This is a genomic window from Pseudomonas lurida (genome assembly GCF_013522705.1).
Lineage (GTDB): Bacteria > Pseudomonadota > Gammaproteobacteria > Pseudomonadales > Pseudomonadaceae > Aquipseudomonas > Aquipseudomonas quebecensis.
In genome coordinates this window covers 196399-221823 of the sequence record NZ_JAAMRE010000002.1, presented here as the reverse complement: position 1 = coordinate 221823, position 25425 = coordinate 196399, and the positions used below count along the sequence as shown (strand labels likewise).

Below are 25425 nucleotides of genomic sequence, written 5' to 3'. Positions count from 1 at the left end.
ACACGCTCACTCTCCTTCTATGTACGAACAGGCAGGGGTTAATTTATGCAGGATTGAGGCAGTAATGTTCGATCAATCCGCGCAATAGACGCACTGTAGGCGTCAAGCGTGACATTTCGAGGTATTCGCCCGGCTGGTGCGCACAGGCGATATCGCCAGGGCCGAGCACCAGGGTTTCACAACCAAGGCGCTGAAGATAAGGCGCTTCGGTGCCGAACGCTACTGCTTCGGCACGATGACCGGTCAAACGTTCCGCGACCCGCACCAGCTCGGCGTCTTCCGGCTGCTCGAATGGCGGCACGGCGGGAAACAGCGGCGCATAGTCGATCTTGACCTGATGGCGCTCGGCCAGGGGTTGGAGCTTCTGCCGGATGGCGTTGCGCAACACCTCAGGGTCCATGCCGGGCAGGGGTCGCAGGTCGAACTCCAGGGAGCACTGGCCACAGATGCGGTTGGGGTTGTCACCGCCGTGGATACAGCCGAAGTTCAGGGTCGGTTGCGGCACGCTGAATTGCGCGTTGCGGTATTCGCGCTGCCAGGCCAGGCGCAGGCCGCGCAATTCACCGATGGCATCGTGCATGGCCTCGAGGGCGCTGTGACCGAGACTGGGGTCCGACGAATGACCGCTGCGACCGAGGATGTCGATGCGCTCCATCATCACGCCTTTATGCAGGCGGATCGGCTTGAGACCGGTCGGCTCGCCGATCACCGCTACACGACCCAGGGGGCGACCGGCTTCGGCCAGCGCTCGCGCACCGGACATGGAGCTTTCTTCATCGCAGGTGGCGAGGATCAGCAATGGCTGCCTGAACGGTTGATCCAGCAGTGGCAACACAGCCTCAATGATCAGAGCGAAAAAGCCCTTCATGTCGCAACTGCCCAATCCTACCCAGCGGCCGTCAACTTCTGTCAGCGTGAGCGGGTCGGTTTTCCACAACGCGGGGTCATATGGCACGGTGTCGCTATGACCGGCCAGCACCAGGCCGCCGGGGCCGCTGCCGAAACTGGCAAGCAGGTTGAATTTGCCGGGGCTGACGGTCTGGATGTCGATGGCGAAACCCAGGTCGCCCAGCCAGCCGGCAAGCAGATCGATTACCGGGCGGTTGGTCTGATCCAGGGACGCCTGGGTGCAACTGACCGACGGCGCGGCGATCAACGCGGCGAACTGCTCTTTCATGGACGGCAACGGCATACACGGTCTCCCCACTTCCCGGATGAGCCTCACTATAGAGGCATCTGCACGACACAATAAACCGTTGCGGCGCGTTGCCGGGCTCAGTCCTGTACACTGCACGACCTTGGCAGCCACTCTTTTCCCCGGCTGCGCTCCCGATCCTGGATTTTCCGGCCATGCAGAAAGAAACCGAAATCAAGCTCCGCGTCAGCCGCGAAACACTCGCCGCGCTGCGTGAGCACCCGCTACTGAAAAAACGCAACAAAAGTGGCTGGGAACGCCGTGAGTTGATGAACCAGTATTTCGACACCCCCGAGCGCGACCTGGCCCAGGCCAAAGTCGCCCTGCGTCTGCGCAAGGACGGTGACGACATCATTCAGACCCTCAAGACCCGCGGCCAGAGCGTCGCCGGCTTGTCGGAACGCAATGAGTACAACTGGGACTTGCCCAAAGCCAAGCTCGACGTGAAGAAACTCGACGGCGAGTGCTGGCCCGAGCAATTGGCCGAGCTGGACAAAAAGACCCTCAAGCCAATCTTCACCACCGATTTCGTGCGCGAGCGCGCCGAAATCGCCTGGGGCCGTGGCAAGGCCAAAGTGGTGATCGAAGCCGCCCTGGACCTGGGCCACGTAGTGGTCGGCAAGCAGAAAGAAGAGATCTGTGAGCTGGAACTGGAGCTGCGCGAAGGCGAACCGGCGGCGCTGCTGGAACTGGCCGCCGAGCTGGCCGCCACCCTGGCACTGATGCCGTGTGACATCAGCAAGGCCGAGCGCGGCTATCGTCTCTACGACGCCAGCAGTTACTCCCTGAGCCTGCCGGCACCGCAGTTGCACGCCGAAATGCCCTTGGACGACGCCTTTGCCGCCATCCTGTGGCACCTGCTCGGCAGCAGCCAGCGCCTGGCTGAGCAGTACCGCTTCAATGGCCATTGGCGCCTGCTGCAGGAATGGGTCGACAACCTCGGCGAACTGCGCGCCCTGGTCGGCAGCCTCGGCCAGGCTGCGCCCCGCCAATCCACCAGCGAACTGCGCACTGCGCTGGATGCGCTGTTGGAAGACTGGCGCCCGCTGGTACAAGCCGGCGACGACGATGAAGACATCCGCAAGGCCGCGCCGGAGCAATTCGCCGAAGAATTGGACGACGTACGCTGGGGCCTGTTTTCACTCAACACCTCGCGCTGGCTGATGGCCCGCACCTGGACCGCCAACCGCAACGTGCGTGGCAACCGCCAGGGCGCCGCGCAAATCGCCAATTGGCTGCCGCGCCTGCTGGCCGACGACGCCGTCGCCTTGCAACTGCAGCGCTACCAGCAGCAGCCGGAAGACTTGGCCGAGCAACTGCCGCGCATCGAACGCATCCAGGCCTGGCTGCACCACGCCCGCCATGTGCTGGATATTCCGGAACTGGATCGTTTGTACGGCGAGCTGAACAAGCTGGCGCAACTGGCCAATCAGCCGATCACCGATGAATCGCTGGATGCGCGGATGCACCAGGCGATTGCGGTGTATCAGAACCGCGCGTGGAAGACCCTGTTGCGCCTGTAGTCAGCAAAGGCCCGATAAGCTCTACGCACATCTTGAAAGCTGAAAATAACTCCGTGGTGAGCAGGCTTGCCTCGCGCTGGGCAAGCCTGCTCATCACAAGTATGCAAAACCAGCCGATCTTGATCCTGCTGGTGTAAGCGCTGGATACCTCTGCCTCGATAGGGCGAGGCCGGTCAGCGCAATACTGGCAGGCTGGTGGTCGATTTGATTTCAGACAGCGCCACAATCGAATTGACCTCCTGGATCCCCGGTACCATCGACAGCTTCTCGAAGAAAAACCGCTCGTACGCCTCGATATCCGACGTCACGATGCGCAGCAGGAAATCCACCGCCCCCATCAGCACGTAACACTCCAGCACTTCGGGAAAGCCGCGAATCGACTCGGTGAATTCAGTGAAGTTGGAGCGGCCGTGGGCGTTGAGTTTGACCTCGGCGAATATCTGCGTGTTAAGGCCGATTTTCTTGCGGTCCAGCAACGTCACCTGGCTGCGGATTACTCCTTCCTCCTTAAGCCGTTGAATGCGCCGCCAGCACGGCGACTGGGACAAGCCCACCTGTTCGGCAATCTGCGCGCTGGAGAGCGAAGCGTCCTCTTGCAGCAACGCCAGAATGCGTCGGTCGTAGACATCCAGTTCATTTTGCATAGAAATACCTGATTCACCGCCATTCTTGAATTGATCTCGCTTAATAGTCGGCAGTAACCCGTATCTTAGATAAGAAATCTCCGTTAACGCATGTAAAAATTTCTGCGTCGAATCTGGAGCGAGAGCATGCACACCATCGAAGCCACCCCCTCGCTTACCCGCGTCGATGCATGGGCCGCCAACAGCCCCCACTGCCGCGCCCATTACCAGATCGTTGCCGAGGCTGAACCCGATGTGTTGTGCCGGGTGCTCAACTACTATGCCCTGCAGTTTCTGACGCCGGCGCAGGTCACGGTGAGTCGAGAAAAAGAGCTGCTGAATATCGAGATCGTGCTGGATGGCCTGAGCTGGCATCGGGCCCAGGTGATCGGTGAAAAGATTCGAAACCTGATCAGCGTCTGTTCGCTGGATGTATGGGCCATTGATGCCACGGGCCCCGGCGTACAGGTGGCGGTTGCCGGGTAAAAACCTGCAACACAGGCGGGCGGGAAGAAAGTCAGGGGCTGACTAGCCTGGGAGAACATCCAAGGTTGCCCAGGAACCCCTCATGGCTATTGATCACCGATTGAAGCTGCATTCGTTGCTGCCGGCCTTGCTCGAACGAGGGCTGATCTCGCCCGATATCGCGCGTCGCTTGTCGGCGCTGCCAGACGATAATGCCCAGCATCCCTTGGAACGCATCGCGGAACATGGCCCGGGCCTGGAGCTTTTGACCCAGTGGCTGGCCGAGCAGGCCGGGCAAGCCTATCTGCGCATCGACCCACTGAAGATCGATGTCGCGACAGTCGTGCCGCTGATGTCCCATACGTTTGCCCAGCGCCACGGCATCCTGGCCGTGGCCATGGATGGGCTGACGGTCACCGTCGCCAGCGCGCAGCCCTACGTGACTTGTTGGGAGGCGGGGCTGGCACAGGTGCTCAAGCGTTCGATTACCCGCGTTGTCGCCAACCCTCAGGCAATTCAACGGTATATAGGCGAGTTCTATCGACTGACGAAGTCGGTGAGCAGGGCTGATCAAAACGTCATCGGGCCTGCCCCTTTCGATCTGCTCAACCTCGGCGCCAGCGATCAGGAGCCGGACGCCAACGATGCGCACATCGTCACGATCGTCGATTGGCTTTTGCAGTACGCCTTTGCCCAGCGGGCCAGCGATATCCATATCGAGCCGTGTCGGGATCAGGGCCGGGTACGCTTTCGCATTGACGGGCTGCTGCATGATGTCTATCAATTCCCGCCACAGGTCGCGGTGGCCGTGGTCAGCCGCCTCAAGAGCCTTGGCCGCATGAATGTGGCGGAAAAACGTAAACCCCAGGATGGTCGGGTAAAAACCAAAAGCCCGGCGGGTACCGAAATCGAGCTGCGCCTGTCGACTTTGCCCACGGCCTTCGGCGAAAAACTGGTGATGCGGATTTTCGATCCCCAGGTGCTGCTCAAGGATTTTGACCAGTTGGGCCTATCGGATGAAGACCAGCGGCGCTGGCACGCCATGACACGCCAGACCAGCGGGATCATCCTGGTCACGGGCCCTACGGGCTCGGGCAAGACCAGCACCCTCTACACCACGCTCAAACAACTGGCGACCCGAGCAATCAACCTGTGCACGGTTGAAGACCCGATCGAGATGGTGGAGCCGGCGTTCAACCAGATGCAGGTCCGGCACAATATCGACCTGACCTTTGCCAGCGGTATTCGCGCCTTGCTGCGTCAGGACCCGGACATCATCATGATCGGTGAGATCCGCGACCACGAAACCGCGGAAATGGCCATCCAGGCCGCGTTGACCGGGCATCTTGTGCTGTCCACCCTGCACACCAACGACGCGCCCAGCGCCATCAGCCGGCTGCAGGAGTTGGGCGTTGCACACTATTTGATCAAGGCCACCTTGCTTGGGGCGATGGCGCAGCGCCTGGTACGGGTGTTATGCCCCCAGTGCAAGCGCGTGGAACATGACCGCCATGAAGCCGTGGGGTGTGCGGACTGCCGCCACAGCGGCTACCACGGGCGCGCCGGGATCTACGAGATCATGGTGCTGGATGAATCGCTCAAAACGCTTATTACCCCCGAAGCCGACGTGCTGGCGCTGCGCCGTGCAGCGATAGGGCAAGGAATGTGCAGCTTGCGCATGGCTGGCATGCAGAAGGTCATGAGCGGCCACACAACGCTGGCTGAGGTGCTGCGGGTAACGCCAGCAGATTCAGTAACAAATCCCTAATGGGTAACGCCGGGAAACCGTTCTTATCGGTGACAACCCCGTTACAATCGGCCGTAAGTCGCGCCACTGACATCATCAGATAGGGAATCGCCATGCAAATCGGAACCGTACTGCTGCTTTTTGTAGGATTGGCCATCGCCATTCTGTTCATGGGCTTCAAGGTCGTGCCCCAGGGCTATCAATGGACAGTCGAGCGTTTCGGTCGCTATACCAATACTCTCAAGCCCGGCCTGAATATCATCATTCCGGTCATGGATCGCATCGGCCGCAAGATCAACGTGATGGAGAGCGTGCTGGATATCCCGCCGCAGGAAGTCATCACCGCCGACAACGCCACCGTGCAGATCGATGCCCTGTGCTTTTTCCAGGTGGTCAATACGGCCCAGGCGGCTTACGAGGTCAACAACCTCGAACATGCCATTCGTAACCTGCTGCAAACCAATATCCGTACCGTACTCGGCTCGATGGAACTCGACGCCATGCTCAGCCAACGCGACGGCATCAATGAAAAACTGCTGAAGACCGTGGACGAAGCCACCGCGCCCTGGGGCATCAAGATCACCCGCATCGAAATCAAGGACATCAGCCCGCCTGCCGACCTGATGGCCGCGATGTCCGGCCAGATGAAAGCCGAGCGGATCAAGCGCGCGCAAATTCTTGAGGCCGAAGGGTTGCGAGCATCGGCGATCCTCACCGCAGAAGGTAAAAAGCAGGCCCAGATCCTGGAAGCCGAAGGTAGCCGGCAAGCGGCATTCCTTGAATCCGAAGCCCGCGAACGTCAGGCCGAAGCGGAAGCACGGGCAACCCAAGTGGTGTCGGAGGCCATCGCCTCGGGCAACGTGCAGGCGGTCAACTACTTCGTCGCGCAAAAGTACATCGACGCCCTGGGCAAACTGGCCTCGGCCAACAACAGCAAAGTCATCCTGATGCCACTTGAAGCCAGCCAGGTGATCGGTGCGGTCGGCGGCATCGGCGAGATCGTCAAAGCAACGTTCGATAACAAAAAGGGCTGAGGCCATCGCCATGTGGGATTTCCTGCTGCACCTGTCGTTTTGGGATTGGCTGGCTTTGGGCACAGTGCTGTTGATTCTTGAAGTTTTCGGCGCCGGCGGGTACCTGTTGTGGATGGGCATCGCAGCGGCTGCCGTGGGCGTAATCAAGTTTTTGATTCCGCCGCTGGGCCTGGAATGGCAATTGCTGCTGTTTGCCGTGTTGTCGATATTGACCGCTGTTTACTGGTGGAAACGCCAACGCAGCAGCGCCAAGGCCAGCGACCAACCGGGATTGAATGAGCGCGGCTCAGAACTGGTCGGTCGCACGTTCGTGGTACACCAGGCGATTGTGGATGGACGAGGCAAGGTGAAAGTCGGGGATGGCGTGTGGATGGTGAGCGGCCCCGATTGCCCTGTAGGCACTCAAGTGCGCGTGATTGCCCAGGAAGGCGTGGTGTTGAAGGTTGAAACTGTTTAGTCAGTGACGGAACTCGTTTGGATAAATTACGATCCAAACGTACAGATCACCCACCCGGAGTCACCCATCATGCGTCTCAAATATGCTGTCGCAACCCTCGCTGTGCTTTCCCTCCCTGTCGGTTCAGCCATGGCCGACAGTTTCTGGCGCAACGTCATCTCCTCAGGTGCTACCACCGGCTCGACGTACCTGACCTTCAAGGATCACAAGCTGGTGGTCGCCGCGCAAGACGATGCTGGTAGCTTTGTTGCGAGCGACGGCGGTATCCGTGGCCCGTATCTGGAAGCCGCAATGCAGAAAGTCCGCGCCGACAACCCAGGCCTGCAAGCCACGGATATGGAACTGGCCAACGCCATCCTCGCGAAGAATGCCGTCACCGAGTAATAGCCTCTCGCTGAAAAATGCCGCTTTTGAAGCGGCATTTTTTTGCCCGCACGGTGACGATTCATTCACAGGCGACAGGCTATATTCAGTCGAGCCGTGCCACCATGCCCGTGCTGACAAGCCTCACCACCATCGCCAATTTGAACGGATGCCATCATCGTCATGAGCCAACAGCCTTTCCTGCCGTTTTCCAAGCCCACCATCGATGAGGCCACCATCTCGGCGGTAGGCGACGTCCTGCGCTCGGGCTGGATCACCAGCGGGCCGAAGGTGCAGGCGTTCGAGGCGCAGCTGTCGGAATACTTTGGCGGCCGACCGGTGCGCACGTTCAACTCCGGCACCTGCACCATGGAGATTGCCTTGCGCATCGCCGGCATCGGGCCGGGCGATGAAGTTATCACCACGCCGATCTCCTGGGTCGCCACGGCCAACGTTATTCTGGAAGTCGGCGCCACACCGGTGTTTGCCGATATAGACCCTGTCACCCGTAATATCGACCTGGCCCAAGTGGAAGCCGCCATCACCCCACGCACCAAGGCGATCATTCCTGTCTACCTGGCCGGCCTGCCGCTGGACATGCCGATGCTTTACGCACTGGCCAACAAGTACAACCTGCGCATCGTCGAAGACGCCGCCCAGGCGTTGGGTTCCAGCTGGGACGGCGAGCGCATTGGCGCCACCGGGGATTTCGTGTCGTTCAGTTTCCAGGCAAACAAGAACATCACCTCTTCCGAGGGCGGTTGCCTGGTGTTGAACAATGCCGAAGAGGCGCGTCTGGCCGAAAAATACCGCCTGCAAGGCGTTACGCGTACTGGCTTCGACGGCCTGGACGTGGACGTGCTGGGCGGTAAATTCAATATGACTGACATTGCCGCCGCCATTGGGCTGGGACAATTCGCTCATATCGAGCAGATCACTGCCCATCGCCAGAATCTTGCGCGTCACTACTTCAACTGTTTTGGCAGTGACTTCGAAGAAAAGTACGGCGCTCAACTGCCGCCGGCCGACTTCGAAAACAGCAACTGGCACCTGTTCCAACTCGTACTGCCAGAACGCCAGGACGGTTTGCCCGCCCGCGCCACGTTCATGGAAAAAATGCAGGCTCTGGGCGTCGGCATTGGCTACCACTACCCGCCGATCCACCTGCTGAGCCTGTATCGGGCGCAGGGATTCAAGGAAGGCATGTTCCCGGTGGCGGAAAAGGTCGGGCGCTTGATCGTGTCGCTGCCGATGTTCACGGCGATGACGGAGGCGGATGTGGAGCGGTCGGTGGCGGCGGTAAAAGCAGTGTTGACGGCGAGCTGAACACTTGCGGTTCAATGTGGGAGGGAGCAAGCCCGCTCCCACATGGGCCTCGCGTTTATTCCCCGATGGCGGCTTTGTAGCCGGCAGCATCCAGCAGCTTGTCCAACTCAGCCGCGCTGCTTGGCTTGAGCTTGAAGATCCAGGCACCGTATGGGTCAGAGTTCAGCAGTTCAGGGCTACCGCTCAATTCCTCATTGACGGCGATTACTTCACCTGCAATCGGGGCGTAGATATCCGAAGCCGCTTTCACAGACTCAACCACCCCAGCCTGGTCTCCTGCCCCGAACGTGGCGCCGACCTCAGCCAACTCAACAAACACCACATCTCCCAACGCTTCCTGGGCATGATCGGAAATCCCGACGGTAACAGTACCGTCAGCTTCCAGACGGGCCCATTCATGACTTTCGGCAAAACGCAGGTCGGCTGGGATATTGCTCATTGTCTGTGTCCTCAAGAAGAAATGTCAGCGGCCATTAGCCCGCCGGAATAGTTAGATCAAGGTTTTGCCATGACGCACGAAGGTCGGTTTGACCACTCGAACCGGGTACCACTTGCCGCGGATTTCCACTTCGGCCCGATCGGCAGTCGCCGCCGGTACACGCGCCAGGGCAATGGATTTGCTCAGCGTAGGAGAGAAACTACCACTGGTGATCTCCCCTTCGCCAACATTGGCGATACGAACCACCTGATGAGCGCGTAAAACCCCACGTTCCTCCAGCACCAGCCCCACCAGTTTGGACTGCACACCCGCCGCCAGCTCTGCTTGCAGCGCAGTACGGCCGATGAAATCGCGCTCGGCAGGCTCCCAGGCGATGCTCCAGGCCATGTTGGCCGCCAGGGGCGAAACATTTTGGTGGATATCCTGGCCGTACAGGTTCATGCCAGCCTCCAGACGCAGGGTGTCCCGAGCGCCCAGACCGATAGGTGAAATACCGGCGCCCACCAGGTCGTTGAAAAAACCCGGCGCCTGATCGGCAGGCAGGACAATTTCCAGGCCGTCTTCGCCGGTATACCCAGTGCGAGCGATAAACCAATCGCCGTCGGCCTGGCCTTCAAAAGGCATGAGTTGATGGATCAGGGTGCCGCGCGACTGGGTTACCAACTCTGCAATCTTGTGGCGCGCATTGGGGCCCTGGATGGCCAACATCGCCAGTTCCGGGCGCTCATTGAGGTGCGCCTGATAGTTACCCAGTTGTGCCTGCATCCAGGCCATGTCCTGGTCGCGGGTGGCGGCGTTGACCACCAGCCGGTAACCGGCCTGGGTGCGGTAGACGATCATGTCGTCCACCACCCCGCCCTGCTCATTGAGCATGGCGCTGTACAACGCACGGCCGCAGCCATGCAAACGATCGACGTCATTGGCCAGCAGATGCTGGAGCCATTCCTTGGCCTCGGGGCCTGTGACATCGATCACGGTCATATGAGATACATCGAACACCCCGCAGTCGCGTCGCACCTGATGGTGTTCTTCAACTTGCGAGCCGTAATGCAAAGGCATATCCCAACCGCCAAAATCGACCATTTTCGCGCCGAGGGCGAGATGCAGGTCATACAGAGGCGTACGCTGTCCCATGGGTTTCTCCTTCCGGGCTTGGCGAAGGTGCGCAGCGTTGCCAAACGCGCTGGAAGCCTTGAATGACAAGGACTGCAGTCACGCTAAGCGCGCCGATCCGAAGGATGGACCGCACCGAATGCCGCGCATTGTAGCCGCAAGCCGTAGGACTGGCACCTAACCGATTTGTCGCGCCGAGCGTCGGATCAGCCCGATGACCGGCAGCAACCCCACCAGTACCAGCGTCAATGCCGGCAGGGAGGCGCGCGCCCACTCCCCTTCGCTGGTCATTTCAAAGATCCGCACCGCCAACGTATCCCAGCCGAACGGGCGCATCAGCAGGGTGGCGGGCATTTCCTTGAGCACATCGACAAACACCAGCAGCGCCGCGCTCAAGGCGCCGGGAAGCAACAGAGGCAGATACACTTTGCAAAACAGTCGCGGACCGCTCACGCCCAGACTGCGGGCGGCCTCCGGCAAAGATGGGCGGATTTGCCCTAGACTGTTTTCCAGCGGCCCATACGCGACCGCCAGGAATCGCACCAGATACGCCAACACCAACGCCAGCAGGCTGCCCAGCAGCAGCGGCTTGCCCGCGCCGCCCAGCCAGCCCGACAGCGGCACCACCAGTTCGCGGTCCAGGTAGCTGAACGCCAACATGATCGACACTGCCAGCACCGATCCCGGCAAGGCATAGCCAACATTGGCCAGGCCGATCCCGGAGCGAATCGCTCGGGTCGGCGACAGGCGGTTGGCGAAAGCGAGCACTAATGCCACGGCTACGGTGATCAACGCCGCGATACCGCCGAGATACAGAGTGTGAACGATCAAGCCGGCGTAGCGCTCATCGAGGTCGAAGCGGCCGCGCTGCCAGAACCAGGCCACCAGTTGCAGTACCGGAATCACAAAGGCGCAGGCGAACACCAGGCCGCACCACGCGCTCGCGGCCGCCGCCTTGAACCCACGCAGGTGATACAACGCCTTACCTCGCGGTCGCTCGTTGCCGGGGCGGCTCGCGCCTCGCGCACGGCGCTCGCCGTAAAGCACCAGCATCACCACCAGCAGCAACAGGCTCGCCAACTGGGCTGCGCTGGACAGGCTGAAAAAGCCGTACCAGGTCTTGTAGATGGCCGTGGTGAAAGTATCGAAGTTGAACACCGAGACAGCACCGAAATCCGCCAGGGTCTCCATCAATGCCAAGGCCACACCTGCACCGATCGCCGGGCGCGCCATGGGAAGGGCTACGCGCCAGAACGCTTGCCAGGGCGACTGGCCCAGCACCCGTGCGGCTTCCATCAAGCCCTTGCCCTGGGACAGGAACGCCGTACGTGCCAGCAGGTAGACGTAGGGATAGAACACCAGCACCAACACGACAATCACGCCACCGGTCGAACGCACCCGTGGCAGGCGCAACCCCATACCGAACCACTCGCGCAGCAGCGTCTGCACGGGGCCGGAAAAGTCCAGCAGGCCGACGAACACGAAGGCCAGCACGTACGCCGGGATGGCGAAGGGCAGCATCAACGCCCAGTCGAGCCAGCGCCGGCCAGGGAACTCACAGAGGCTGGTCAGCCAGGCCAGGCTGACGCCCAGCAGCGTTACGCCCACGCCGACACCCAGCACCAACGTCAGGGTATTGCCCAGCAGACGGGGCATCTGGGTGTCCCAGAGATGGGACCAGATTTGCGCGTCGATACTTTGCCAGGACAACACCAGCACGCTCAGCGGCAGCAGCACCAGGGCGGCAACGGTGAAGACCGGCAGGTACCAGCGACGTTGGGCAGGGTGGGCCAAAGGTGGGTTCTCGGTAATGAATATCTTGAAATCACCGCAACCCAATGTGGGAGGGGGCTTGCCCCCGATGGCAGCGGATCAGTCACTGATCAGTAGACTGACACTCTGACATCGGGGGCAAGCCCCCTCCCACAGTTAGATCTGCGGCGTCCTACAAATTGTACTTAGTTCCAGCCGGCGCGATCCATCAACCGAATGGCCTCTGCCTGACGCTTGCCCGCGACCTCCACCGGCAGGGTATCCGCGACGAACTTGCCCCAGGTCGCCACTTCGGCCGACGGCGGCACTGCGGGGTTGGCCGGGAACTCCTGGTTCACATCAGCGAAGATCTTCTGCGCTTCTGGGGTGGTCATCCACTCCACCAGGGCCTTGGCGGCTTCCGGGTGTGGCGCGTATTTGGTCAGGCCGATGCCCGACAGATTCACGTGAACACCACGGTCGCCCTGGTTGGGCCAGAACAGCTTTACCGGCAGGTCCGGCTTCTTTTTGTGCAGCCGGCCGTAGTAGTAGGTGTTGACGATGCCCACATCGCACTGGCCGGCGTTGATAGCTTCCAGTACCGCAATGTCATCGGAGAACACGTCGGTGGAAAGGTTATTGACCCAGCCCTTGATGATTTCTTCGGTCCTGGCCGCGCCGTGGGTTTCGATCAGGGTAGCGGTCAGCGATTGGTTGTAGACCTTTTTCGCCGTGCGCAGGCACAGGCGGCCTTCCCACTGCTTGTCGGCCAGGGCTTCATAGGTGGTCAGGTCGGAGGGTTTGACCCGGTCGGTGGAGTAGGCGATGGTCCGCGCGCGCAGGCTCAAGCCGGTCCAGGCATGGGCCGATGAGCGGTATTGAAGGGGGATGTTCTTGTCGATCACCGCAGAGGTGAACGGTTGCAGGATGCCCATTTGCTCGGCTTGCCAGAGGTTACCGGCGTCGACGGTGAGCAGCAGGTCGGCGGTGGCGTTGTCGCCCTCGGCCTTGATGCGCTGCATCAGCGGGGCTTCCTTGTCGGTGATGAACTTGACCTTCACGCCGGTCTTCTGGGTGTAGGCATCGAACACTGGCTTGATCAGTTCGTCGATGCGCGAGGAGTAGACCACCACTTCGTCGGCAGCCTGCACGGCGCAGCTGCCGAACAGGGTGAGTGCCAGGGCAGTCAGAAGGCGTTTGGATGCCAACATAGGTGCGGTCTCTCATGAACGAAGGATCGCAAATGATAAGGACTCACATTTGCCGGCGCTCGGTAGAGGCGTTACCAGATGTTGCACGCCCCGTCAGGGCCTGGCCAACTCCGGCAAATCCCCGCTCAAGCCGAGGGCCTGGCGCACGAACAACGCCTTGGCCTGCGGCAGCCGGTCGACCATTTTCAGGCCCGCATTGCGCAACCAGCGCAGCGGCAATGGGTCGGCCTGGAACAGCCGCTCGAAGCCCTCCATCGACGCCATCAACGCCAGGTTATGCGGCATGCGGCGCCGCTCGTAGCGGCTCAGTACTTTCTGGTCCGCCAGGCGCTCACCGCGCTCGGTGGCCGCCAGCAGCACCTCGGCCAGTACCGCCGCATCGAGAAAGCCCAGGTTCACGCCCTGACCGGCCAGTGGGTGGATGACGTGGGCGGCGTCGCCTATCAGCGCCAGGCCTTCGGCCACGTAACGTTTGGCATGCCGCTGACGCAATGGCACGCAGACGCGCGGGTCAGCGCTCACCACGGTGCCCAGGCGCCCCTCGAATGCTCGCTCCAGTTCGCGGCAGAAGCTGTCTTCATCCAACGCCATCAAGCGTTCGGCTTCAGTCGGAGTGGTCGACCAGACAATCGAACACCAATCCTGCTGGCCGTCGCGCTCCAGCGGCAAGAATGCCAAGGGCCCGGTATCGGTGAAGCGCTGCCAGGCCGTACGCTGGTGCGGCTGGGTGCTGCGCACACTGGTGACGATAGCGTGGTGCAGGTAATCCCACTCACGAGTGGCGGTACCGGTGAGGCGGCGCACGGCGGAATTGGCGCCGTCGGCCGCCACCACCAGCGGTGCACGCAGCTTGCGGCCGTCGGCCAGGGTCAGCAGCCACTCATCGCCGGAGCGACGCATCTGTTCGAGCCGCGCATTGGCCAACAGGCCCAGGTCGCAGTCATGCAGGCGGTCGAGCAAGGCGTCCTGAACCACGCGGTTCTCGACGATATGCCCGAGCGCCTCGGCATGCACACTGGCCGCAGAGAAGTGGATCTGCCCGGTGCCGCTGCCGTCCCACACCTGCATCTGGCCATAGGGGCTGGCGCGACGTGAGACGATGCCGTCCCACACGCCCAGTCGTTCGAGGATGCGCTGGCTGGCGGCGGACAACGCGCTTACACGAGGTTCGAAGGCCGCGTCACGGTCGAACGGCTTGACACTCAACGGGCTGCCATCGAGCAACAGCACCTGCAGGCCGCTGCCCTGCAACGCCAGCGCCAGGGCGCTTCCGACCATTCCGGCCCCGACAATCAGCACATCTGCGCGCATGTCCATGCTTTAAGCCTGTCTCACTGGCGGCTTGCGCCGCACATAAAGGGTTTTGTCGACCCGCGCCACCAGGGTGCCGGAGCCGTCATGAATCTGGACCTTAAGATGAGGCAGATATTTCTCGCCCCCTTCGGTCTGACGGCGCACCTCATCGAGCAGGGTGTCGTCGATAAAAAATTCGGCATACACCGGGCCTTTGCCCGGCGAGATGAAGTCGATGCTGGCGGCCTTGTCCCAGACAATGTAATCGCGCCCCAGGTTCTCCATGAGCATCAGCATGTAGAACGGATCGACCATCGAATACAGGCTGCCGCCGAACTGCGTCCCTACGTAGTTGCGGTTGTACCAGCCCAGGCCCATGCGCACTTTGACGTGCCGAAAGTCGGCGCTCATGTGCTGCACGCTGATACCCGCGCCCAGGTACGGCGGGTACACCGTCATGATCCAGCGCAACAGGCGCGCCTTGCCCAGGCGCTCTATCAGCCACTTACGCATCGGGGCGCGTGCCCAGGCCCATGGCCTGCCGGGCGAACCAGCGCTTGGCCGGTGGCAACAGATCCAGGCCCAACAGCCCCATGTTGCGACCCATCGCCACTAACGGTTGTGCACTGCCAAACAGCCGCGTGACCTGGTCGGAAAAGCCCACGGTGAGCGTCTGATCCATGCGCTGGCGGTCACGGTAGGCTTGCAACGTTGCCAGATCTCCCGGCACCGCCGGCCCGGCCAGCAAGGCTTCGGCCAAGGCGTGCGCGTCACGCAGGGACAGGTTGAAACCCTGCCCGGCAATCGGGTGCAGGCTGTGGGCGGCATTGCCGATGATGGCCAGGTGAGAGCGCACTTGCTCTTCGGCTTCCACCAATGTCAGCGGATACAAATGTCGCGCACCGACTTGCTTGAGGGTGCCCAGGCGATAGCCGAACACGCTCTGCAGTTCGCTGAGGAAACTGCGTTCGTCGAGATCGGCCAGGCGCTGGGCGTCCATCCCGACGCGCGTCCACACCAGTGCACAGCGGTTGTCCGGCAGCGGCAGCAAGGCCATCGGGCCATCATCGGTGAAGCGTTCGAAGGCTTCGCCGTTGTGAGCTTCACTCGGGGTGATGTTGGCGATCAGCGCACTCTGGTTATACGGTCGGGTTTTCACGCCGATGCCCAGTTGTTCGCGCAAACCGGAACGGCCGCCATCGGCCAGGATCGCCAGGTCGCACGCCAACTCGGTTTCATCGTCGAGGGTCAGGCGATAGCCGTCGGGCAGTGGCGTCATGCGCGTGACATGCGCCGGGCAACGCCAGCTCACCACGTCGCTGTCCAGCCCTTGCCACAGGCATTGGCCCAGCCAGGCGTTTTCCACCACATAGCCAAGGGCCGGCACACCTTCTTCCATGGCGGACAAGCGCGCGGTGGAAAAACGCCCGCGGTCGGAGACGTGAATCTGCTTGATCGGCTCGGCGCGACGAGCGATGGCCTGCCACAGGCCCAGCCGCTGGTAGATCTGCCGGGCGCCAAACGACAGCGCCGAGGAGCGCGCGTCGTAGCTGGGCTGGTAGCTGTCGCCGGGAGCGAACGGTTCGATCAGCACGATCTTCCAACCGCGCGCCTTGGCCCCGGCCTGCAACGCCAGCGCCAGGCTGGCGCCCACCAGGCCGCCGCCGATAATCGCCAGGCTGACCCGGCTCATCGGGCAGCCGCCATCAACGCTTCGATGTCGGCGACAGTCTTGGGCACGCCGCCGGTCAGGATTTCACAGCCTTGCTTGGTCACTACCACGTCGTCCTCGATGCGCACGCCAATGCCACGCCATTTCTTTGCCACGTTCTGGTTGTCCGGCGAAATATAAATCCCCGGTTCCACGGTCAGCGCCATGCCGACTTCCAGCACGCGCCACTCACCGCCTACTTTGTACTCGCCTACATCGTGCACATCCATGCCCAGCCAGTGCCCGGCGCGGTGCATGTAAAACGCTTTATAAGCTTCGCTGGCGATCAACTCGTCGACTTCGCCCTGCAACAGCCCCAGCTTTACCAGCCCGGCGGTGATGACCTGCACGGTGGCCTCATGGGCCTGGTTCCAGTGCTTGTTGGGGGCGATCTGCGCAAACGCCGCCTCCTGGGAAGCCAGAACGATTTCGTAAATTGCCTTCTGCTCCGGCGAAAACCGACCATTGACCGGCCAGGTGCGCGTGATGTCGCTGGCGTAGCAGTCGATTTCACAACCGGCGTCGATCAACACCAGATCGCCGTCCTTGAGCGGTGCGTCATTCTGCTGGTAGTGCAGGATGCAGCTGTTGCGCCCGGCGGCGACGATGGACCCGTAGGCCGGCATTTTCGCGCCCCCCCTGCGGAATTCGTAGTCCAGCTCGGCCTCCAGGCTGAATTCGTACAGGCCGGCGCGGCTGGCCTGCATCGCCCGCACATGGGCGGCGCAGGAAATCCGCGCGGCTTCGCGCATCACCTTCAGTTCCGCCGCCGATTTATACAGACGCATGTCGTGGAGCAAATGATCCAGGGCAACGAATTCGTTCGGAGGCTGCGCGCCCAGGTGGGCCTTGGAGCGGATCACGTTGATCCACTCCATCAAATGCCGGTCGAATTCGGCATTGCTGCCCATGGCCGAGTACACGCGGTCGCGACCTTCAATGAGGCCGGGCAGGATGTCGTCGATGTCGGTAATCGGGAAGGCATCGTCGGCACCGAACTCACGGATTGCGCCTTCGGTGCCGGCGCGCAGGCCATCCCACAGCTCACGTTCGGCATTGCGTTCGCGGCAGAACAGCACGTACTCGCCATGCTGGCGACCGGGCATCAGCACGATCACCGCTTCGGGTTCGGGAAAACCACTCAGGTATTGGAAGTCGCTGTCCTGGCGGTACACATGCTCCACATCACGGTTGCGGATCGCCACGGCAGCGGCCGGCAGGATCGCGATGCTGTTGGGTTCCATCTGCGCCATGAGCGCCTTGCGGCGTCGGGTGTATTCCGCTTTGGGGATATGGATCATGGGCAGATGGGTGTCCTTTCTCAGTGCAGCGACGGCTTGGGCGCGGCAGGTTCAGCGGATTTTCGGGTCTCGGTGAACAGCAGCAGCGGCGCGACGCGCAGGTATTCCATGACTTCCATGTAATCGCCTTCGCCGTCTTCGGACTCTTCCAGCGCGTCTTGCACTTGGGAGATGGCGGCCAGGTCCTGCAGCACTTCCTTGGCGTCGGTGCTCAGCTCCAGGCCGCCGGCGTTCACGCCGAAACCATGGAGGAAGCCCTGGCACCATTGGCCCAGCGCGGCGGCGCGCTCGGTGAGCGGCGCGTCGTCGGTCGGCAGCAGCAGAACCACGGTGATGTCATCACCGGTCAGCTCGCCCTTGACCATTTCCTGCAGGCCGATCAGCGCATTGCGCACGTTGTCTTCGGGCTCTTTTTCCAGCAGCTCGGCCACATCGGCGAGCCAGTTGTCGGCGTCGAAACCAACACCGGTGCAGCTACGACCCAGCAGTACGCCGTGGAGCTCGGCGGGGGAGCAAGGGTGACCGCTGGCGTTCAGCAGAGTGGAAAAAGCGTCGTACGGGGAGTTCTTAGTGGGCATGATGAGCTAGGCGCCAGGCGGCGCGATGTCTAGAATGAAGCGCTGTATCCTAGCACCGGCAGACGCACCCGACTATCAAGGGCGTCAGATCGTTTATCCTGCAGTCGCCATTCATCAGACAAATCCAGTGGAACCCAATGGAAGACACCGACCTGCAAGCGCTGATGGCCAGACTTGAGCTGCTAATTACTCGGGTCGAGCAACTTAAGAGTCAAAACGGACTCCTATTAGCTCAGGAAAAGACCTGGCGCGAGGAACGCGCTCACCTCATTGAAAAAAACGAAATCGCCCGGCGTAAGGTCGAATCGATGATTTCGCGCCTGAAGGCCCTGGAGCAAGACTCATGAGTTCAAGCAATAGCGTCACCGTGCAGATCCTCGACAAAGAATATTCGATCATCTGCCCCCAGGAAGAGCGCAACAACCTGGTGAGCGCCGCCCGCTACCTGGATGGCAAGATGCGTGAAATCCGCAGCAGCGGCAAAGTCATCGGCGCCGACCGTATCGCCGTAATGGCCGCGCTGAACATCACCCATGACCTGCTGCATAAGCAGGAACGCCCGGATGTACAGGCCAGCGGCTCGACACGCGAGCAGGTGCGCGACCTGCTCGAACGCGTGGACCTGGCGCTCTCCAGCGACTCGGATGCACCCAAGGGCTGATTGCCGCGTCTGTTTAAGGTATACTCGCCCCACTCCCTGGCGTGTTTGCCAGTCGGCGATGTCCCTGAGCCGATTCGCACTACCCTGGAAGTTGCACGTTGGGCTGGTGTGCATGTCCGCTAGACGGAAAGCCTTAAAGCCTACTGCTTCTTCCACCTTGAACTTTCGGGTTCAAGGGCTAAGTCGACAGCGGCTCTGTCGGGGAGCCTGAATTCCCAAACTCAATGCCAGTCCCAGGACTGGCATTGTTTTATGAGCCGAACAGCCATGACCGAACCTGCGCCGCTTTCCCGCCCGCAACTTCGACGCCTGTTGCGCAAAGCCCGCCGCGCCCTGACGCCGAGCAAGCAACGCGAGGCCGCACAGGGCCTGTATCGGCAACTGGCACAGCATCCGCTGTTTCGCCGGTCCAGACATATTTCCTTGTATCTACCGACGGACGGTGAAATCGATCCGCGCCTGCTGCTGCGCGCCGCCCAGCGCCGGGGCAAAGCCACTTACCTGCCGGTGCTCAGTGCGTGGCCGCGTACGAAGATGGTGTTCCAGCGCGTGCGGCCTGGAGAAAAGCTGCTGCCTAATCGCTTTCGCATCCTGGAGCCACGGGTCAATATCCGCCAGCAACGCAAGCTGTGGGCGCTGGACCTGGTACTGATGCCGCTGGTGGGGTTTGATGATGAAGGTGGCCGCCTGGGCATGGGGGGAGGCTTCTATGACCGCAGCCTCGCTTATCTTGCCCGACGCCAGCATTGGCGCAAGCCGACCTTGCTGGGTCTGGCCCATGAATGTCAGAGGGTTGATCGCTTGGCGCAGGCAAGTTGGGATGTGCCGATGGCTGGCACGGTGACGGATAAGCAGTGGTATATCGCGGAAGCGTCGCTGGAATCAGCGACGCCTTGAAGCCAGATTAACGCTTGTACTGTTGTTGCACAGGTGACAATTCAACCGGCGCATCGGTCTTGGTCGACCACAAGCTCTGCGCATACCCGGTGGTCACGACGCCCAGACCAAACAAAATAACCAATATCCATAGTAAATCCGGTTTACGTTGCATCGATTGCCCCCCTTCAGGCACCTCGTACACGATGACAACAACGTTCCAAAGTAGTCCGTTGCAGCGGCGTCAAGCTTAAAATCCCGGCATTTTGCGTTAACGTGAACCAACACGCAAACCTTGACGCCAACCGACTGTCGGTTTGTCCGGTAATTGCCCGACAACTTGCCCAATGCCTGTTTGAGGAGCCCAAGAATGGCCTACTGGCTGATGAAATCCGAACCCGATGAACTCTCCATCAAAGGCCTGGAAAAGCTCGGCGAAGCTCGCTGGGACGGCGTGCGCAACTACCAGGCGCGCAATTTCCTGCGCGCTATGGCGGTGGGCGATGAGTTCTTCTTTTACCACTCCAGTTGCCCCGAACCGGGCATTGCCGGCATCGGTAAAATCATCGAGGCCGCCTACCCGGACCCGACCGCACTGGAACCCGACAGCCATTACTTCGACGCCAAAGCCAGCCCGGAAAAAAATCCGTGGAGCGCGATCACCGTCGCTCATGTCCAGACCTTCCCCAAACTACTGGGCCTGGGTTACCTGAAACAGCAGACAGCGCTCGCCGAACTGCCTCTGGTGCAAAAAGGCAGCCGGCTCTCGGTAATGCCGGTCACCGCCGAGCAATGGGCCGCCGTACTGGCGCTGCGCTAGGCACAGAACCCTACGGTCACGCTCACGCCGCAAGCATCTTCGCCGCAACCACGTTAGGCTTGCCCTTCATTTGACCGGTATCAACGCCCGCAGCGGCGATACCGTCAAACTAGGACGCTAACGCAGCAGGATGCTTCCATGTCGACGAACCCTCGCACTTCTCAGCTGTTTGCCACCCTTCTGATCGCATTGCTGGTCGCCGCCGGCGGGTTCGGTTATTGGAAATCCACCCAGGACCGGTTGCCCGACGGTCTGAGCATGGGCAACGGTCGTCTGGAATCCACCGAAGTGCAGATCGCCGCGAAAATCCCTGGGCGCCTGGCCGATGTGCGGGTGGACGAAGGCGACAAGGTGCTCAAGGGTCAATTGCTGGCGCGCATGGACACCCGCACCCTGGAGGCCCAGCGTGCCCAGGCCGAAGCCGAAGTGGTGCGCGCCAGGGAAAACCTCGCCGCCGCTGAAGCCAACGTGCAACTGCGCCAGAGCGAACAACTGCTGGCCAACCAGGAACTCAAGCGCACCCAGGAGCTGTACAAGCGCGGCTTCGCCAGCAGCCAACTGATCGATCAGCAGCAGGCGCGGCACAACACCGGCAATGCAGCGGTGGTCGCCGCGCTGGCGCAGGTCAATTCGGCCAAGGCCGCCATTGGCGCTGCCCAGGCGCAAGTGGCTCAGCTCACCAGCGAAATCGATGACAGCAGCCTGCGCGCGCCTATCGACGGCATCATCCAACTGCGCCTGGCCGAGCCCGGCGAAGTGCTCGGTGCCGGCGGCCGCGTGTTGCTGCTGATCGATCCCGAGGATCAATACATGAACCTGTACTTGCCCGCCTCGGTGGCCGGTCGCCTGACAGTCGGCAGTGACGCCCGCATCCTGCTCGATGCCCTGCTCCAGCAGGCGCTGCCGGCGAAAATCACGTTTGTCGCGGCCAAATCGCAATTCACCCCCAAAGAAGTGGAAACCCGCGATGAGCGGCAAAAACTGGTGTTTCGCGTCAAGCTGCGCCTGACCCAACCCAGCGCCGTGCCGCAGGCCAAGCCCGGCATGCCGGGCGCCGGTTACGTGCGCACGGCCGACATAGACTGGCCGGCCAACCTGCAATGACCGGCCTGGCGCTGCACGCCACGGGGATCAACCACCGCTACGGCCAGCAACAGGCGCTGGTCGACATTGCGTTCAGCCTGCCCGCCGGCACGCGTTGCGGGCTGATCGGCCCGGACGGTGCGGGCAAATCCAGCCTGCTGGGCCTGATCGCCGGGGTCAAGAAGCTGCAGGCCGGCCAGCTCGAGGTCCTCGGCGGTGCAATCACCGACCGCCGCCATCGCAATAGCCTGTACCCGCGCATCGCCTTCATGCCCCAGGGCCTGGGCGGCAACCTGTACCCCGAGCTGTCGATCCGCGAAAACATACGCTTCTTTGCCACGCTGTTCGGCTTGTCGAAAACCGAGTGTGATCGGCGCATGCACAGCCTGCTGCTGGCCACCGACCTTGAACGCTTCGCCGAGCGCCCCGCCGGCAAGCTGTCCGGGGGGATGAAACAAAAGCTCGGCCTGTGCTGCGCGCTGATCCACGAGCCCGACCTGCTGATCCTCGACGAGCCCACCACGGGTGTCGACCCGCTGTCGCGCCGACGCTTCTGGGAGCTGGTCGAAACGGTGCGCCGCGAACGCTCGCAACTGACCTTGCTGGTCGCCACCGCCTACATGGAAGAAGCCGAGCAATTCGAACACTGCCTGATGCTCGATCGCGGCACGCTGATCGCCAATGGCTTGAGTCGTGACCTCGCCGCCGCCACCCCCAGCGGCAAACTGGATGAGGCGTTCACCCACTTCCAGGGCGACGGCGCTCACGACAAAGCGCCGCTGGTGATCCCTCCGAGGGAAAGCACCAGCACCGACATCGCCATCGAGGCCCACGACCTGACCCTGCGCTTTGGCGACTTCACTGCAGTGAACAAGGTCAGCTTCGCGATCGGCCGTGGGGAGATCTTCGGCTTCCTGGGCTCCAACGGCTGCGGCAAGACCACCACCATGAAGGTCCTCACCGGGCTGATGCCGGCCACGGAAGGCAGCGCGACGCTGCTGGGCAAGACGGTGGACGCCAAAGACCTGGCCACCCGCAAGCGCGTGGGGTTCATGTCCCAGAGTTTTTCGCTGTATGGCGAACTCAGCGTGCGCCAGAACCTGGCGCTGCATGCGCAATTGTTCGACTTGCCCAAGGCCGACAGCGGCCCGCGCATCGACGAGCTGATCCAGCGCTTTGAGCTGACCAACGTTGCCGAACAGCCGTCTGGCGAGCTGCCGCTGGGCCTGCGCCAGCGCCTGTCCCTGGCGGTCGCGGTACTGCATCGCCCGGAAGTGTTGATCCTCGATGAGCCGACCTCCGGCGTCGACCCGGCCGCCCGGGACGATTTCTGGCGGTTGCTGATCGAGCTGTCCCGCGAGCAAGGGGTGACGATTTTCCTGTCCACCCACTTCATGAACGAAGCCCAGCGCTGCGACCGCATCTCACTGATGCACGCCGGCAAGGTGCTGGCCTGCGACACGCCGCACGCGCTGCAGCAACAATTTAAAGGAGATACCCTGGAGGCCGCGTTCGTCACGTGCCTGGAGCAGGCCCAAGGTCAAGCCGAACCCGTCGCGCCGAGCCAAACCGTCAGCGAAGCCAGCGCACCGCTGCAGGGCAAGCGCGGTTTCAGCCTGGCGCGCCTGTTGGCCGTGGCCAGCCGTGAAGGCAAAGAACTGTTGCGCGACAAAGTGCGCATGGCCTTCGCGCTGCTCGGGGCGATGTTCATGATGGTGATCTTTGGCTACGGGATTTCGCTGGATGTGGAAAAGCTGGCGTTCGCTGTCTACGACCAGGACCAGACCGCGCAAAGCCGCGCCTATCTGGAAGCGTTTCGCAGCTCGCGCTATTTCGCCGAACGGCCGCCCATTCAGGATGCGGATGAACTGCACCGGCGCCTGCAACGCTCGGAAATCAAACTGGCATTGGAGATCCCGCCGGGCTTTGGCCGCGACCTGTACGCCGGGCGCCAGCCCACGGTGGCCGCCTGGCTCGATGGCGGCATGCCGTTTCGCGCGGAAACCAGCCGTAACTATGTGGAAGCCGTACACCTGGGCAACCTTCAGCAATTGGCCGAATTGAGCAGCCTGCCGCGCAGCCCGCAAGCCGCCGCCAAACTCGAAACCCGTTTCCGCTATAACCAGGACGTGGTCAGCGTAAATGCCATCGGCCCTGGGGTGATGGCGCTGATCCTGGCGTTTATCCCGGCCATGCTCACCGCGTTGGGCATCGTGCGTGAAAAGGAGCTGGGCTCAATCACCAACTTTTACGCCACGCCGCTGACCCGCCTGGAATTCCTGCTGGGCAAACAAGCGCCATACCTGCTCGTGAGCCTGGTCAACCTGGCCCTGCTGGTGGCAATGAATCGCTGGCTGTTTGGCGTGCCATTCAAGGGCAGCGGCCTGGCATTGGCATTCGGTGGGCTACTGTATGTGCTGGCCACCACCAGCATGGGCCTGCTGATTTCAGCGTTCACGCGCACCCAGATCGCGGCGATCCTCGGCACGATGATCATCACCAGCCTGCCGACCATCCAGTTCTCCGGGCTGATCGTGCCGCGCTCATCCCTGGAAGGCGCCGCAGCGCTGATGGGCATGCTGTTTCCGGCCGGGCACTTTTTGGATATTGCGGTGGGCACCTTTACCAAGGCTCTGGACCTGCGCCAGCTGTGGCCGCAGTGCCTGGCGCTGTTCGGGTTTTTTGTCGGGTTCACCGGGCTGAGCCTGGTGATGCTCAAGAAGCAGGAGGTCTGATGCATAAGTTTGCGCATATCCTGCGCCTGGGCCTGAAAGAACTCACCAGCCTGCGCCACGACAGCGTACTGCTGCTGTTTCTGTTTTACGCCTTCACCGTGGCCATTTACATGCCCGCCGCCGGTTCGGTGATTGGTGTGCATAACGCTAGCGTGGCGCTGGTGGATGAGGACCATAGCGCCCTGTCCCGGCAACTCGGCGAGGCCCTGCAACCGCCGGAGTTCCAGGCGCCGGCGGCGTTGCCCTACAACCTGCTGGACCAAGCCATGGACAGCGGCGAGTACACCTTCGTGATCAATGTGCCGGCCAATTTCCAGGCCGACCTGCTGGCCGGGCGCCAACCCAGCGTGCAGGTCAACGTGGACGCGACGGCCATGAGCCAGGCGTTCATGGGCGCCGGTTACATTGGCCGGATTTTCCAGCGCGAGTTGCTGAGCTACAGCGGCCAGGCCGATGCCGCCGCACAGACACCGGCGCGGCTGACCACTCGCTCGCTGTTCAACACTAACCTGGAAGGCGGCTGGTTCCTGGCGGTGATCCAGATCGTCAACAACATCACCATCCTCGCCATCGTGCTGACCGGCACCGCCCTGCTGCGCGAGCGCGAGCACGGCACGCTTGACCATTTGCTGGTGCTGCCGCTGACTGCGCTGGAAATCATGCTGGCAAAAATCTGGAGCAACATGCTGGTGGTGGTGTTGTGTACCTGGGTATCACTGGAAGTGGTGGTCAAAGGCTTGCTGGGCGTACCGCTGGCCGGCTCGCTGGGATTATTTCTATTGGTGACGGCGTTGTACCTGTTCGCCAGTACCGCCCTGGGAATTTTCCTCGCCACCCTCGCCCGCTCGACCCCGCAATTCGGGTTGCTGGCGATTCCGGTGATTATCCCCATGCTGTTGCTGTCCGGCGGCAGCACGCCCCTGGACAGCATGCCCGAGTGGCTGCAGTGGGTGATGCAGGGCTCGCCGTCGACGCATTTTGTGAGCCTGAGCGCGGCGATTCTGTTCCGCGACGCGGGTGTGGGCGTGGTGTGGCCGGATTTGCTGGCGTTGACCGCGATCGGCCTGCTGTTTTTCGCCGTGGCGCTGGCGCGATTCAGGAAGAGCCTGGCGTCCTGAA

At 61.8% G+C, this 25425-nt stretch carries 26 protein-coding genes and 1 other RNA gene; 15 read left to right on the top strand and 12 right to left on the bottom strand.

Going from position 1 to position 25425, the window contains the following annotated elements; translation table 11 throughout:
• Positions 1-43 precede the first annotated feature (43 nt).
• Positions 44-1192: an acetylornithine deacetylase gene (gene argE / locus G7025_RS02695; protein ID WP_181076419.1), complete on the bottom strand. Its 1149-nt coding sequence runs from the start codon at positions 1190-1192 to the stop codon at positions 44-46.
• Positions 1193-1350: 158 nt separating this feature from the next.
• Here argE and G7025_RS02690 point away from each other — a divergent pair, with 158 nt between their 5' ends.
• Positions 1351-2718: a CYTH domain-containing protein gene (locus tag G7025_RS02690; protein WP_181076417.1), complete on the top strand. Its 1368-nt coding sequence runs from the start codon at positions 1351-1353 to the stop codon at positions 2716-2718.
• Between the two features lie 173 nt (positions 2719-2891).
• Here the strand turns inward: G7025_RS02690 and G7025_RS02685 are convergent, their stop codons facing one another.
• The gene (locus G7025_RS02685) at positions 2892-3362 is read right to left on the bottom strand and encodes an Lrp/AsnC family transcriptional regulator (protein ID WP_181076415.1); all 471 of its coding nucleotides are present in this window, start codon (positions 3360-3362) and stop codon (positions 2892-2894) included.
• A gap of 126 nt (positions 3363-3488) precedes the next feature.
• On the opposite strand from G7025_RS02685, the gene G7025_RS02680 reads away from it, so the two are divergent.
• The 6 genes from G7025_RS02680 to G7025_RS02655 all read left to right on the top strand — a co-directional run bounded on the left by G7025_RS02680 (position 3489) and on the right by G7025_RS02655 (position 8733).
• Positions 3489-3827, top strand: a complete 339-nt coding sequence (locus G7025_RS02680) for a hypothetical protein (protein ID WP_181076414.1) — start codon at positions 3489-3491, stop codon at positions 3825-3827.
• 82 nt (positions 3828-3909) lie between these two features.
• Positions 3910-5574, top strand: a complete 1665-nt coding sequence (locus G7025_RS02675; protein ID WP_181076413.1) for a GspE/PulE family protein — start codon at positions 3910-3912, stop codon at positions 5572-5574.
• A 92-nt stretch (positions 5575-5666) separates the two neighbouring features.
• Complete coding sequence (locus G7025_RS02670) at positions 5667-6587, top strand: SPFH domain-containing protein (RefSeq protein ID WP_181076412.1); 921 nt, start codon at positions 5667-5669, stop codon at positions 6585-6587.
• 10 nt (positions 6588-6597) lie between these two features.
• Positions 6598-7044: an NfeD family protein gene (locus tag G7025_RS02665; protein ID WP_181076411.1), complete on the top strand. Its 447-nt coding sequence runs from the start codon at positions 6598-6600 to the stop codon at positions 7042-7044.
• Between the two features lie 69 nt (positions 7045-7113).
• Positions 7114-7428 (top strand): DUF2388 domain-containing protein, encoded by a 315-nt coding sequence (locus G7025_RS02660; protein WP_003176799.1) that lies wholly within the window; start codon positions 7114-7116, stop codon positions 7426-7428.
• A gap of 162 nt (positions 7429-7590) precedes the next feature.
• The gene (locus tag G7025_RS02655; protein WP_181076410.1) at positions 7591-8733 is read left to right on the top strand and encodes a DegT/DnrJ/EryC1/StrS family aminotransferase; all 1143 of its coding nucleotides are present in this window, start codon (positions 7591-7593) and stop codon (positions 8731-8733) included.
• A 55-nt stretch (positions 8734-8788) separates the two neighbouring features.
• Here the strand turns inward: G7025_RS02655 and gcvH are convergent, their stop codons facing one another.
• The 9 genes from gcvH to G7025_RS02610 all read right to left on the bottom strand — a co-directional run bounded on the left by gcvH (position 8789) and on the right by G7025_RS02610 (position 18131).
• Positions 8789-9172, bottom strand: a complete 384-nt coding sequence (gene gcvH / locus G7025_RS02650) for a glycine cleavage system protein GcvH (protein ID WP_181076409.1) — start codon at positions 9170-9172, stop codon at positions 8789-8791.
• A 51-nt stretch (positions 9173-9223) separates the two neighbouring features.
• Positions 9224-10306, bottom strand: coding sequence for a glycine cleavage system aminomethyltransferase GcvT (gene gcvT / locus G7025_RS02645; protein WP_181076408.1), 1083 nt, complete (start codon positions 10304-10306; stop codon positions 9224-9226).
• A gap of 156 nt (positions 10307-10462) precedes the next feature.
• Positions 10463-12079: an ABC transporter permease gene (locus G7025_RS02640; RefSeq protein WP_181076406.1), complete on the bottom strand. Its 1617-nt coding sequence runs from the start codon at positions 12077-12079 to the stop codon at positions 10463-10465.
• 164 nt (positions 12080-12243) lie between these two features.
• Entirely contained in the window at positions 12244-13248 is a 1005-nt protein-coding gene (locus G7025_RS02635; protein WP_181076405.1) for an extracellular solute-binding protein, read from the bottom strand.
• Between the two features lie 93 nt (positions 13249-13341).
• Positions 13342-14559, bottom strand: coding sequence for a 2-octaprenyl-3-methyl-6-methoxy-1,4-benzoquinol hydroxylase (locus tag G7025_RS02630; protein WP_181076583.1), 1218 nt, complete (start codon positions 14557-14559; stop codon positions 13342-13344).
• Between the two features lie 9 nt (positions 14560-14568).
• Positions 14569-15054, bottom strand: a complete 486-nt coding sequence (locus G7025_RS02625; RefSeq protein WP_181076403.1) for a DUF4442 domain-containing protein — start codon at positions 15052-15054, stop codon at positions 14569-14571.
• The gene (gene ubiH / locus G7025_RS02620) at positions 15047-16234 is read right to left on the bottom strand and encodes a 2-octaprenyl-6-methoxyphenyl hydroxylase (RefSeq protein WP_181076402.1); all 1188 of its coding nucleotides are present in this window, start codon (positions 16232-16234) and stop codon (positions 15047-15049) included. The genes G7025_RS02625 and ubiH overlap by 8 nt, the downstream gene beginning before the upstream one ends.
• Positions 16231-17553 carry a Xaa-Pro aminopeptidase gene (pepP, locus tag G7025_RS02615; protein WP_181076401.1) on the bottom strand — a complete coding sequence of 441 codons (1323 nt, stop codon included), beginning with the start codon at positions 17551-17553 and terminating at the stop codon, positions 16231-16233. Before pepP ends, ubiH begins: the two co-directional genes overlap by 4 nt.
• A 20-nt stretch (positions 17554-17573) precedes the next feature.
• Positions 17574-18131 (bottom strand): YecA/YgfB family protein, encoded by a 558-nt coding sequence (locus tag G7025_RS02610; RefSeq protein ID WP_181076400.1) that lies wholly within the window; start codon positions 18129-18131, stop codon positions 17574-17576.
• A gap of 137 nt (positions 18132-18268) precedes the next feature.
• Here G7025_RS02610 and G7025_RS02605 point away from each other — a divergent pair, with 137 nt between their 5' ends.
• The 4 genes from G7025_RS02605 to G7025_RS02590 all read left to right on the top strand — a co-directional run bounded on the left by G7025_RS02605 (position 18269) and on the right by G7025_RS02590 (position 19689).
• On the top strand, positions 18269-18478 hold the full coding sequence (locus G7025_RS02605; RefSeq protein ID WP_007982902.1) for a TIGR02449 family protein: 210 nt from the start codon (positions 18269-18271) through the stop codon (positions 18476-18478).
• A complete protein-coding gene (locus G7025_RS02600) occupies positions 18475-18792 on the top strand; it encodes a cell division protein ZapA (protein WP_181076399.1) in 318 nt (105 codons plus the stop codon). Before G7025_RS02605 ends, G7025_RS02600 begins: the two co-directional genes overlap by 4 nt.
• 30 nt (positions 18793-18822) lie before the next feature.
• Positions 18823-19001, top strand: a non-coding RNA gene (gene ssrS, locus G7025_RS02595) — 6S RNA.
• A 58-nt stretch (positions 19002-19059) separates the two neighbouring features.
• Positions 19060-19689 (top strand): 5-formyltetrahydrofolate cyclo-ligase, encoded by a 630-nt coding sequence (locus G7025_RS02590; protein WP_181076581.1) that lies wholly within the window; start codon positions 19060-19062, stop codon positions 19687-19689.
• Between the two features lie 7 nt (positions 19690-19696).
• Here G7025_RS02590 and G7025_RS02585 read toward each other — a convergent pair whose 3' ends face one another.
• Positions 19697-19843 carry a hypothetical protein gene (locus G7025_RS02585; RefSeq protein WP_181076398.1) on the bottom strand — a complete coding sequence of 49 codons (147 nt, stop codon included), beginning with the start codon at positions 19841-19843 and terminating at the stop codon, positions 19697-19699.
• A 195-nt stretch (positions 19844-20038) separates the two neighbouring features.
• Here G7025_RS02585 and G7025_RS02580 point away from each other — a divergent pair, with 195 nt between their 5' ends.
• The 4 genes from G7025_RS02580 to G7025_RS02565 all read left to right on the top strand — a co-directional run bounded on the left by G7025_RS02580 (position 20039) and on the right by G7025_RS02565 (position 25424).
• The gene (locus G7025_RS02580) at positions 20039-20488 is read left to right on the top strand and encodes an EVE domain-containing protein (RefSeq protein ID WP_181076397.1); all 450 of its coding nucleotides are present in this window, start codon (positions 20039-20041) and stop codon (positions 20486-20488) included.
• 138 nt (positions 20489-20626) lie between these two features.
• A complete protein-coding gene (locus tag G7025_RS02575) occupies positions 20627-21592 on the top strand; it encodes an HlyD family secretion protein (protein WP_181076395.1) in 966 nt (321 codons plus the stop codon).
• Positions 21589-24306 (top strand): ribosome-associated ATPase/putative transporter RbbA, encoded by a 2718-nt coding sequence (gene rbbA / locus G7025_RS02570; protein ID WP_181076394.1) that lies wholly within the window; start codon positions 21589-21591, stop codon positions 24304-24306. The genes G7025_RS02575 and rbbA overlap by 4 nt, the downstream gene beginning before the upstream one ends.
• A complete protein-coding gene (locus G7025_RS02565) occupies positions 24306-25424 on the top strand; it encodes an ABC transporter permease (RefSeq protein WP_181076392.1) in 1119 nt (372 codons plus the stop codon). The genes rbbA and G7025_RS02565 overlap by 1 nt, the downstream gene beginning before the upstream one ends.
• Position 25425 lies beyond the last annotated feature (1 nt).